The sequence below is a fragment of the Denitratimonas organivorans genome, assembly GCF_037478135.1.
In the GTDB taxonomy this organism is placed as follows: domain Bacteria; phylum Pseudomonadota; class Gammaproteobacteria; order Xanthomonadales; family Xanthomonadaceae; genus Denitratimonas.
In genome coordinates this window covers 494,261-505,101 of record NZ_JBBHDV010000001.1, presented here as the reverse complement: position 1 = coordinate 505,101, position 10,841 = coordinate 494,261, and the positions used below count along the sequence as shown (strand labels likewise).

Genomic DNA, 10,841 nt, shown 5'->3' with positions numbered 1-10,841 from the left:
GGCGCAGTTGCGCCGTGCCCTTCGCGAAAAACTCAGCGGCCGTCCAGGCGTTCGACGAAGGCCGCCAGTGCCGCGATGTCCTCCGGCGTCAGGTTCTGCGCCACGCCTTCCATGATCTTGTCCATCGAGGAGTCGATCGCGTAGCCGTCGTGAAACTTGGTCAGACGTTCGGCCACGTACATCGCCTGCTGCCCATACAGCGGCGGCCAGCTGTCCTGGTAGGGGCGATGCGGTTCGGTCGGCCCCTTGCCTTCCGGCCCATGGCAGCCCTGGCAGGCCGGTACACCCTGCTTCGGATCGCCGGCCATGTAGATCTGGCGGCCGCGCTCCAGAACGGCTTCGTCAACCGGCTCCGGGGTCAGCGGCGAAGGTGCTTCCAGCGGCAGCCGGGCGTAGAACGCGGCCATGTCGCGCAGGTCTTCCAGCGTGTTGGCGGTGACCAGCGGGGTCATGATCGAATCGGTGCGCGAGGATTCCTTGAACGCCACCAGCTTCCAGTACAGATAGCTTTCCGGCAGCCCGGCCATGCTCGGGAAGTTCGGCACCGGCGCCTTGCCGTCGGCGCCGTGGCAGTTGTTGCAGACCTGGGCCTTTTCCTTGCCGGCGACCGGGTCGCCATTGACCACCGGCGGGCGGCGCAGGTCGATGACATCCAGCGAAGCGGCCAGCGCCAGCGGCGCCGCCGATGCCAGCCCGAGAGCCAGCGTCATCCTGACAAGAGCGTTCACAGCTGCACCTCCAGCATCACGCCGACCAGGTTGGCGCTGTAGCCCACCGGCCCGCTGTCCAGATACACGCGGTGGTCGATCACCAGGCCGTTCTCCAGCCCGTTGTAGTGCCAATCGGTGATCTGGCCGCGCTCGTAGGTATCAAACAGCCGCAGCGACCAGCGCTCCTTGAGCGGCACCAGCAGGCTCACACCGAAGGTGTTGAGCCGGTAGGTCATCTGCGGGAAACGTCCGGCCAGATCGGATTCGGCCAGCGTCGGCCAGGCCAGCGCACTGGCGGAGTTGTAGCGGTAATCGGTGATGTTGCGCGAATGGGTGAAGTTCCACGAGGCATCCAGTTTCACCCGTCCGAAATCATGGGTGAAAGTGGCACCGGCGTTGCGGTTGGTGAAGCTGTCATCCAGCCACCAGCGGTTGGCTTCGGGATAGACCGCGCCGCCCAGGCTCGGATCGTTCGGTTCGGTGCCGGCATCATTGACGTTGGCCACGCCGAGCGTGCCGCGATCCCAGCCCACGTAGGCGCTCGCAGTGGTGTATGGCGAAGGTTGCCAGTCCCAGGACAGGCTGATGCCGTAGGTATCGTAGGACTGGCGCCCCAGTTCGGCGTCGTAGTCGTTCCAGTCGCCGCGCAGGGTCGCGTTCAGGCTCATGGTTTCGGTCGGAACGACGCTGGTGATGAAGGTCATCTTGTGCTGTTCGCGCCCGCCCACGTCGTACTTGCGCAGTTCCTCCACCGTGTGCGGCATATGTGCCACTTCATTGCCCGGCAGGCTGCCGGAGTAGGTGAATTCGTAGGGGTTGAAGTTGTAGTCGTCGCCGCTGCGGTCCAGGTACTGGTAATTGGCGCGGAAGTTGACCAGATCCAGGCTGCGGTTCACCCAGGTCAGCTTCAGCGCATGGTCCTCGACCTTGCGATGCTCGCGGTTGCTGCGTTCCACCTGGGTCCAGTTGTAGCTGATGCCGAAGGTGTTGTGGCGGTTCGGACGGAAGTCGGCGCCGAACGTGGCTTCGCGGGTTTCCTTGTCCAGCGGCAGGCTCAGGATGCGGGCCGGCACATGGGCGTTGAGGCCGGTGTCCCAGATGCCCATTTCACCCGGCACCACACCGCCCTGGGCACCGTTTTCCGCGACGTAGCCGTACTGGCCGGTCAGCGGGTTGTAGGCCAGATAGGTGTTGCGGTAATCCTCGCGCCGGTACTTGGCATTGGCGCGCAAGGTGGTGCGATTGCTGGGCTGCAACACCAGGTTGGCGGCCGCGCTGCCGGTATCGATGCGCATGTCGGCGCTTTGCCGTGACAATGCCGCCGCAGTGTTCCAGTCGGCGCAGTTGAAGCGGTACGGATCGCCCGGAATCCCGAGCTCGGTGGTGTCGATACCGAAATAGCCGACGCAGTTCATCGGCGCCAGCAGACGGTCATTCTGCTTCATCGCGCCACCGGCGGCGGTGAGGGACAGCTCGCCGTTCATCCGCAGCTTGCGCGTCAGCGTGGCGCGCAGGTTGTGGTAGTCGTTGTCCGGCTCGGATGCGAATTCGCCCACCAGCGGCGAGATCGACATCGCACCTGGCACCACCGACCACAGCGCGAACGGATTCTCGTAGGTGAAGCCTTCATGCCGGCTGCGGTAGAACGAACCGCTGTAGGCGAAATCCATGCGCCAGACGTCCCCGACAAAGCGCATGCCGCCATTGAGATTGACGGTGCTGTCATCGATCGGGCGCGGGGTTTCGTAGATGCCGCCGTTGGCAGGGAACGGATAGTTGAAGAAGAACGGACCGCCGAACGCGCGCGCACCTTCGCGGGTTTCGTTGGTGCCGCTGAAGTACGCGGTCCAGCGCCGGTCGAAGAAGTAGTTGACGCCGAAGCCCTGCTTGTCGCGCGTCACCTGCAGCCGCATCGGGGTGGCGGCGGCCGAAGCCTGCGCCACCTGCTCCACGCTGCTGCCGGCCGGGGTCAGGCCATCCACGAGGGTCAACTGGTGGCTGCCGACGCCGTCCCAGATCGAACGCGCACTGGTGCTCATCACATTCGGCGTCGAGCGCGCGAAGGCCTCGACCCGGTACTTGCCTGCACGCCCGACTGTGGCCTTCACATAGCGGTTGCGCGAACTGACATGGCTGCCGCGCACCTCGACATAGGTGCCATCGTGCGGCCGCAGGAATTCCAGCCCGAGGAAGCCCAGCACGAAGCCACCGTCCCAGTCGCTGTAGCGCAGCCAATTGGGCGAGCCGGTGGCACCGCCAGTCAGCAGCCAGCCCGCGCTCAGGCTGCCCGATCGCAGCCATTCGCCGACGGCGGTCTGCACCACCTCGGGCGAGCACACATACAGCACGCCGCTCGGAGTACGACGGTTTTCATCCGACAGCCAGCTGGTACCGCGTGGATCACAATCGTTGCGGGCGGCACCGCTGCTGGGATCCAGCTTGGTGCCGAAGGAAAAATCGATGCCGGTGCCCGAATCCTGGGCGCTGACCGGACCGGCACACAAGGCGGCCAGCAGCGCCACAGGCAAGGCGGCATTCTTGAGAGGGATCATCGTGTGTCTCCTCCGTCACTTGTGCAGGCGCGGGCCTGAAGGGTGATTCGAGCCGTGGACCTGGGCATGGCAGGTCAGGCAGCCACGCGCGATCAGGCGCTCATCCGGGAACGGACCACTGGCCAAGCCACCGGGCAATTGCATGTCGTTGGGATGGCGCACATGCGAATGGCACTGCTGGCACAGCATCGGTACCGGCGCGACCAGCAGCGCATGCTGGTTCGACCCATGCGGGGTGTGGCAGTTGAGGCAGGAATCTCGCACCGGCGCATGTTCGAACAGGAACGGGCCGCGCTTTTCCGCATGGCACTGGTAACAGGTCTCGTTGACCGTGTCGGTCTTCATCAGCGACGGGTTCAAGGTGCCGTGCGGGTTGTGGCAATCGGCGCAGGCCATCTGCCCTTCTGGCAACGGCATATGCGAACGGCGGTTGAACTGGGAGCGGATGTCGCGGTGGCAGGTGGCGCAGGTTTCGTTGATCGACTGCTTGACCATCAAACCTTCGGCCGAGAACTTGGCCATCGGGTTGTGGCAATCGCTGCAGCTGACATCGTTGCGCTGGTGGATCGAACCCAGCCAGTGGTCACGCGGGCCACCCTCATGACAGCCCAGGCAGGCCGCGGCCTGGGTCGCCACCTCGCTGCCGCCGGCGTGGGTGAAGGCGATGATCTTGCCCGGCGTGGTCGGTGCAATCGCATGTTCGGAGCCGGGGCCATGGCAGGCCTCGCAGGTATGCGTGGCCGGATTCGCACGCCGCGCCGCATCCATCCCGAACGCATGCACGGTATGCGAGAAGTGCTCGGTTTCCAGCGTGTGGCAACTTTCACAGGTGGCCTGGCCAATGGCGCTGGCGTCGGGTGCCAACGGGTTGCGTGCCAACGGCGCGTGCGCGAATCCCGGCGCGCCCGGCGCATAGCGCTGCAGCGACATCTCATCCGCCGAAAGATCATCCTCGACGGAGAAGTGCGTGGACGGCAGCCCGGTCTGTGCCGTGGCAATTCCCGGACCCAACAGCAGCAGGCCCGGCAACAGCAGGCCAATCAGCTTGGCGGACAAGGCTCTCATGCTTTCTCCCTGGCGATGGCTGGGGCTCACATCGCGAAACGTGGCTGCTCTGTTCAGAGCTGTGACAGCAGTCTCGCCGAAGCTGAACGTGAAGCAAAGAGTAAAATTCTGAAAACATTGTTCAAAAACAAGAACAATCCAACGACAATGGGTGCAACCCTCTTTCTAGAAGACGCGAATCACCTTGGATCTCAATGACTTGCGCTATTACGCGGCGATCGTGGATGCCGGCAGCCTGAGTGCCGCCGGGCGCCAGCTGGGCGTCACCAAGTCGCTGCTCAGCCAGCATCTGAACCGGCTGGAGCAAACACTCGGCGTCTGCCTGATACAGCGCACCACGCGCCGGATGCAGGTCACGCCACTGGGCCTGGCATTCCATCAGCATTGCCAGCTGGTGCTGGAGGAAGTCGCCCGCGCCCGCGCGATGATCGAAGAGGCGCGCGATGCGCCACGCGGCCGGCTCAAGATCCTGTGTCCGGTACTGTTCGCGCAGCGCGTGCTGATGCCGCTGGTGCCCTCGTTCCTGCGGGAATACCCGGAAGTGGAACTGGTGCTGGATGCCGATTACCGCGATGACCAGGATATCGACCTGATCAGCGAAGGCTACGATCTGGTGCTGGAAATCCGCCGCCAGATCGAGGATTCGCGCTCCATCGTGCGCGCCTTCACGCTTGACCGCCATTGGCTGACGGCCTCGCCCGAACTGGTGCACGCGCTGGGCGCGCCGCAGACGCCCGCCGAGCTGGAAGGCGTGGCCAGCGTCGCGTTGCAGGTCAGCGGCGACAACCACGCGGCCTGGCAACTGTTCGATGCCGATGAAACCGCCTGCACCATCAATCACCGTCCGCGCCTGGTGTGCAGCGATCCGTTGATCGCCATGGACGCCGCGATTGCCGGCATCGGCGTCGCGCTGCTGCCCACCAGCCTGTGCATGGCCCAGATCGCACAGGGGCGCCTGCTGCGCCTGCTGCCCGGCCATCAGGGCGGCACCATGCATCTGTATGCCACCTACCCATCGCGCCACGGCCTGAGCCGGGCCGCGCGCTGTTTTCTGGACCATCTGAGCGAGGGATTGCCGTCGCAGATCCGCCATGCGGTGGGCGATGCACCCGCTCCCTCACGCATGCAATTGACGCGGGACTGACACCTGCAAGGCACGCCGGAGAACCGGCTGCGGGCAAGAATGCCGCAGCATCAATGCCACCGGCACCGGCCGCAAAGAACCAAAGAAAAAGGCCGCCGACCCGGAGGTCGACGGCCTTTTCATACTGAAGGCGCTGTCGGAGCGGTCAGCCGCCGATCACGAACTTGCCCTTCATGATCGCCCAGTGGCCCGGGAACGAGCAGAAGAAGGTGTAGTCGCCACCGGCTTCCAGGCCTTCCAGCGAGAAGGTCACGGAATCGGATTCACCACCGCCGATCAGCGCGGTGTGGGCGATGATGCGGGTGTCGTCGGCAACCAGATAGTCGTTGTCGGCACCGGCCTTCATGCCGTCCTGTGCCACCGGCATGTAGTCGGCGGTCTTGGTCAGCACCCAGTTGTGGCCCATGACGTTCTTGGCCATCTTGCCGACGTGGTTCAACGTCAGCTTCACTTCGGTGCAATCGGCATCGACCTTCAGCTCGTTGCTGGTGAAGGTCATCTGGTCGGTGGAATCGATCGACAGTTCGCAGGTCTTGGCCTGAAGCTGCGTGGACATCAGCAACGCAGCGGCGACAAGCAGGGCGGAACGGATCATGTCAGAACTCCTCGATAGTTGGGAACGCGGGCGCCGGGGCAACGTACCTCGACCACCGTGGCGTCATTTTCCTTCAAAAGTGTTGCGATTGGTTTGATCCAGGTCAGGCGCGTGCCGGCCTATTCAGTTTGTAGTGCCGTTCGTGTTGCATCGCGGTTTACGCAGGCGGCTTGAATCGGCCCGAAGCGGCCTCAACGCACCCACTGCAACGCAAGCAGCCCCAGCACGATCATCACCGCGCCGGCGATCCGCAGCTCGCGCTCGGGACGCTCCAGCATCTGCGCCATCGCCTGCTTCCAGCCGCCTGGCGCAACGAACAGCAGCAGCCCTTCCAGCACCAGTACCAGACACAACGCGGCGAGCAGATCGGCCGACATCGTCAGGCCGGATTACTCGGCGCGGCCGGGGTTGCCGAAATAACGGAAGAACTCCGAATCCGGATCCAGCACCATCACCGCATCGCCATCCTGGAACGCGGCACGATAGCTTTCCAGACTGCGATGGAAGGCGTAGAACTCGGCATCGCGGCCATAGGCTTCGGCATAGATTTCGGTGGCGCGTGCATCGGCTTCACCGCGCACCCGCTGCGCATCGCGCTCGGCATTGGCCAGGATCACCTGACGTTCACGGTCGGCATTGGCGCGGATGGTTTCCGATGCCTCCACGCCCTGCGAGCGCAGTTCGTTGGCCACGCGCGAACGCTCGGCGCGCATCCGGTTGTAGACCGATTCGGACACTTCCTCGGGCAGGTCGATGCGCTTGATGCGCACGTCCACCACCTCGATGCCGAGGCTGCGGGCGCCTTCGCTGGCCGTGGCCACCAGCGCTTCGGTCATGCCGCTGCGTGCATCGGACACGGTTTCCTGCAGGGTGCGCTGGTTGATCTGGTTGCGCAGCGCCTCCTTGATGATCGGATTCAGGCGCTGCATCGCCTGCAATTCATCGCCCGAGGTGGTGGTGTAGTAGCGCCCGACCTCGTCGATGCGCCACTTGGCGAAGAAATCGACGTTGACGTCCTTCTTCTCCGAGGTCAGGTAGCGCTCGGGCTGGGAGTCCAGCGTCAGGATGCGGCTGTCGAAGATACGCACGTCTTGGATCAGCGGGATCTTCAGATGCACGCCCGGCGGAATGTCGGTACGCACGATGCGGCCGAGCTGGAACAGTACGCCGACCTGCGCCTCGCGCACGATGAAGACACTGCTGCTGACCAGCAGCACCAGACCCAGGACGATGATGACAATCAGGTTTCTCATCGGCTGGCACCCTCGCGTGGTGTACGGGTGGACTCACGCGCCGTATCGCGCGTGGCCGGGCGTTGTGGCGGCGTGGTGGCCGCCTGGATCGGCGGCAGCCGCTCGATGAAGGTGGCATCGCCGCGCGAACCGCCGGCATTGGCGCCGGAAAGCTGATCCAGTGGCAGATACATCACGTTGTTGCCGCCGCGATCCCCGACCAGCACCTTCGGATTGGCCGCCAGCACTTCTTCCATGGATTCCAGATACAGGCGCTTGCGGGTCACCGCCGGCGCCTTGCGGTATTCTTCGGCCAGCAGTGTGAAGCGCGCCGCGTCACCTTCGGCACGGGCAATCGCCTGGGCGTGATAGGCCTCGGATTCGGCCTTGATGCGGGCCGCCGCACCGCGCGCTTCGGGCACCTGCTTGCTGGCATAACCCAGCGCATCGTTCTCGAAACGCTGCTTGTCTTCACGCGCGATGATCGCGTCGTCGAAGGCGTCCTTGACCTCCTGCGGCGGGCGCGCGTTCTGCAGATTGAACTCGCTCACCGTCAGCCCGGTGCGGTACTGGTCCAGCGCCGCCTGCAGGCGCTCATTGGCCTGCGCCGCAAGCTCGGCACGCTGGCCCGAGAGGATGGTGTCCATCACGCTGTTGCCCATGACCTCGCGCACCGCACTCTCGGCGGCCTGGCGCAGGGTGTCGTCCGGATCACGCGTGCCGAACAGATACAGCTGCGGGTCCGAGACCTGGTACTGCACGTTGAAGTCCACCACCACGATGTTCTCGTCGCGGGTCAGCATCAGCACCTGGTCGGAGATGTTCCGCACCTGGGTCGCGTCGACTTTGGTGACGCTTTCGAACGGGCGCGGCAGCTTGAAGTTCGGGCCCGGCGTCATCAGCCGCTCGTACTTGCCGAAGCGCAGCACCACGCCGCGCTGGCGTTCGTCGATCAGTACCCAGGAATCGAACACGAACCAGACCAGCACCACGCCCAGCAGGATCAGGCCGATCGACGGCCCACCATTGCCGCCGCCACTGCCGCGTCCGCCGCCGTTGTCGTCGTCACCACCACCGAATACACGGCCGAGGTTGGATTTCAGGCGCGCCAGAAAAGCATCCACATCCGGACCCTGGCCGCCGCCACGTCCGTCGCTCCAGGGATCCTTGTCCTTGTTCCTGTCGCCGCCAGGTTCATTCCAGGCCATGCATAACTCCAGAGTTGACCGTGGTCGCGCCTCGCCGCTTCGCGGGCAAACGCGGCCTGCCACAACAGGGCCGGTCGAAAATGTCAGGGCAACACGTGATTGTAGGGAGCCCGGCTAGGATGCGGCAAGCAACTGGCCGCGAACCGCGGCGACTTCCGGGTCGCCGCCACTCAATATCTGCTGTGCGGTGGCCAGCGGCATGTCCAGCTCGATCTGCCAGCCATCGTCATCAGCCACCTCGTGCCGCACCGCACCGGCTGCGAACAGCCGCGCCCGCAGCCGGCCCGCCAGCGCCGACAGATGCACCCGGCCGCGCACACGCTCACCGGAAAGGCGCGCGGAGATCGCTTCGCGCAACGGCTCCAACCCGGCACCGGTGCGGGCCGAGACCCATACCCGCATCGCCTCGCCTTCCTCGTCCACATCGACGCGGGCCGCGCCTTCTTCGAGCCGGTCGATCTTGTTGAACACCAGCAGCTGCGGGATCTCGTCGGCGCCAATCTCGCGCAATACCTCGCCAACCTGCCCGATGCGCTCCTCGCGCTGCGGATCGGCCGCATCCACGACGTGCAGCAGCAGATCGGCATCGCGCGCTTCGGACAGGGTCGAGCGGAATGCCGCCACCAGGTCATGCGGCAGATCGCGCACGAAACCGACGGTATCCGACAGCACCACCTCGCCGCAGGCCAGACCTTCCAGACGGCGGATGGTCGGATCCAGCGTGGCGAAAAGCTGATCGGCCTCCCAGGCATCAGCACCGGTCAGCGCATTGAACAACGTCGATTTGCCGGCGTTGGTATAGCCCACCAGTGCCACGCGCGGAATGCCCTGACGCAGGCGCGCACGCCGCATCTGGTTGCGCTGGACCTCGACCTTGTCCAGCCGCGCGCTGAGCGTATCCACGCGCTTGGCCAGCAACCGGCGGTCGGTTTCCAGCTGGGTTTCACCCGGACCGCGCAAGCCGATGGCACCACCGCGCTGGCGCTCAAGGTGGGTCCAGCCACGCACCAGGCGCGTGGCCATGTGGCGCAGCTGCGCCAGTTCCACCTGCAACTTGCCTTCATGCGAGCGGGCACGCTGCGCGAAGATGTCCAGGATCAGGCCGGTACGATCCACGACGCGGCACTGCAGTGCGCGCTCCAGGTTGCGCTCCTGCACCGGCGAGAGCGGATGGTTGACCAGCACCAGATCGATATCGGCGGCGCTGCACAGGCTTTGCGCTTCCTCGACCTTGCCGCTGCCGATCAGCGTGGCCGGATTGATCCGGTCGATCCGCGCCGGCAGCGTCGCAGCCACGGTGGCGCCGGCCGAACGCGCCAGTTCGGCGAATTCCTCCAGCACCGCCGGATCATCGCCACTGCCGCTGTGCGGCTGTATCAGCAGGGCGCGCTCGCCCCTTTTCGATCGTTCGAACATCAGCCCTCGTCTTGGTTTTCGTCATCGCCACCGGGCGGTGTGACGCGCACGTTGCGCGCCGGCACGACGGTGGAGATGGCGTGCTTGTAGACCATCTGGCTCACGGTGTTGCGCAACAGCACGACGAACTGGTCGAACGATTCGATCGTGCCCTGGAGCTTGATGCCATTGACCAGATAGATGGATACGGGAACGCGCTCGCGGCGCAGGGCGTTCAGGAATGGATCCTGCAATGACTGGCCCTTGGACATGGTGGCTGACTCCTGAGTGTATTGATTCTGATGTGTTGTTATGGCGGCGTCCGCGGACGCCACTGGCGTCATGCACCGTTATCCCAAATGGGGCGGCCCGCATGACAACGCAAGGCCATGGTACACCGCAGCCAGCGGCAGGATGGTGACCTTCTGTGGCAACAGCTCGTGTGATGCACCCGCGTTCTACGGTGCATGGCCGGTACGCGCCGGCAGCACATGGCGCAGGGCGGTGATTTTTTCGTCGAAACGATGCAAGTGGCTGCCGCTGCACGTGATACGGTGGTTATCCACATGCTTCTCCGGCGCCCCATGCACAGCGGCTGTGGAAAACCGCGCCATCCGCACCCAAAGGTGCTGGTCGATTTCTGGGCAAAACGATGCAACTGACTGATGCCATTGGGCGAAAACGCAGTTGTCCACATCTGTTCCGGAACCCCGCCCACAGCAACTGTGGAGAACCTTCGCAATATCGCCGCCAGGCGGGCAACGCCCAGCCTTCGGGCCGTGCGCGCTGCCGGCACAACGCTGCACCCTACGGATGCGCGGATCACCTTTCGGTCGCACGCTTCGCCCTTGCACAAACTTGCACAAACCCGGAAATCGGTCCAAAGAAAATGCCGGGAGCTTTCGCCCCCGGCATTTCAGGTACAACCGGAACCCGCTTC

Annotated in this window: 10 protein-coding genes; 1 reads left to right on the top strand and 9 read right to left on the bottom strand. The window is 64.6% G+C overall.

From position 1 onward, the window contains the following. Nucleotides 1-32: 32 nt before the first annotated feature. Genes WDB66_RS02155 through WDB66_RS02145 form a run of 3 tightly spaced genes read right to left on the bottom strand, consistent with a single transcriptional unit; the run spans nt 33 to nt 4,327 of the window. A complete protein-coding gene (locus WDB66_RS02155; protein WP_339396776.1) occupies nt 33-728 on the bottom strand; it encodes a c-type cytochrome in 696 nt (231 codons plus the stop codon). Continuing rightward, nucleotides 725-3,262 carry an MtrB/PioB family outer membrane beta-barrel protein gene (locus WDB66_RS02150; protein WP_339396775.1) on the bottom strand — a complete coding sequence of 846 codons (2,538 nt, stop codon included), beginning with the start codon at nt 3,260-3,262 and terminating at the stop codon, nt 725-727. Before WDB66_RS02150 ends, WDB66_RS02155 begins: the two co-directional genes overlap by 4 nt. 15 nt (nt 3,263-3,277) lie before the next feature. Beyond that, entirely contained in the window at nt 3,278-4,327 is a 1,050-nt protein-coding gene (locus WDB66_RS02145) for a DmsE family decaheme c-type cytochrome (protein WP_339396774.1), read from the bottom strand. Nucleotides 4,328-4,511: 184 nt separating this feature from the next. Here WDB66_RS02145 and WDB66_RS02140 point away from each other — a divergent pair, with 184 nt between their 5' ends. Beyond that, nucleotides 4,512-5,471 (top strand): LysR substrate-binding domain-containing protein, encoded by a 960-nt coding sequence (locus WDB66_RS02140; RefSeq protein WP_339396773.1) that lies wholly within the window; start codon nt 4,512-4,514, stop codon nt 5,469-5,471. Between the two features lie 145 nt (nt 5,472-5,616). On the opposite strand, the gene azu is transcribed toward WDB66_RS02140, so the two are convergent. From azu to hfq, 6 genes are all read right to left on the bottom strand, one after another. Continuing rightward, nucleotides 5,617-6,066 carry an azurin gene (gene azu / locus WDB66_RS02135; protein ID WP_339396772.1) on the bottom strand — a complete coding sequence of 150 codons (450 nt, stop codon included), beginning with the start codon at nt 6,064-6,066 and terminating at the stop codon, nt 5,617-5,619. Nucleotides 6,067-6,257: 191 nt separating this feature from the next. After that, nucleotides 6,258-6,443 carry a DUF2065 family protein gene (locus WDB66_RS02130; protein WP_339396771.1) on the bottom strand — a complete coding sequence of 62 codons (186 nt, stop codon included), beginning with the start codon at nt 6,441-6,443 and terminating at the stop codon, nt 6,258-6,260. 12 nt (nt 6,444-6,455) lie between these two features. Beyond that, nucleotides 6,456-7,319 (bottom strand): protease modulator HflC, encoded by an 864-nt coding sequence (gene hflC, locus WDB66_RS02125; RefSeq protein ID WP_339396770.1) that lies wholly within the window; start codon nt 7,317-7,319, stop codon nt 6,456-6,458. Beyond that, complete coding sequence (gene hflK, locus WDB66_RS02120) at nt 7,316-8,506, bottom strand: FtsH protease activity modulator HflK (RefSeq protein ID WP_339396769.1); 1,191 nt, start codon at nt 8,504-8,506, stop codon at nt 7,316-7,318. Before hflK ends, hflC begins: the two co-directional genes overlap by 4 nt. Nucleotides 8,507-8,620: 114 nt before the next feature. Next, nucleotides 8,621-9,922, bottom strand: coding sequence for a ribosome rescue GTPase HflX (gene hflX, locus WDB66_RS02115; protein ID WP_339396768.1), 1,302 nt, complete (start codon nt 9,920-9,922; stop codon nt 8,621-8,623). Beyond that, nucleotides 9,922-10,173: an RNA chaperone Hfq gene (gene hfq, locus WDB66_RS02110; protein WP_339396767.1), complete on the bottom strand. Its 252-nt coding sequence runs from the start codon at nt 10,171-10,173 to the stop codon at nt 9,922-9,924. Before hfq ends, hflX begins: the two co-directional genes overlap by 1 nt. Nucleotides 10,174-10,841 lie beyond the last annotated feature (668 nt).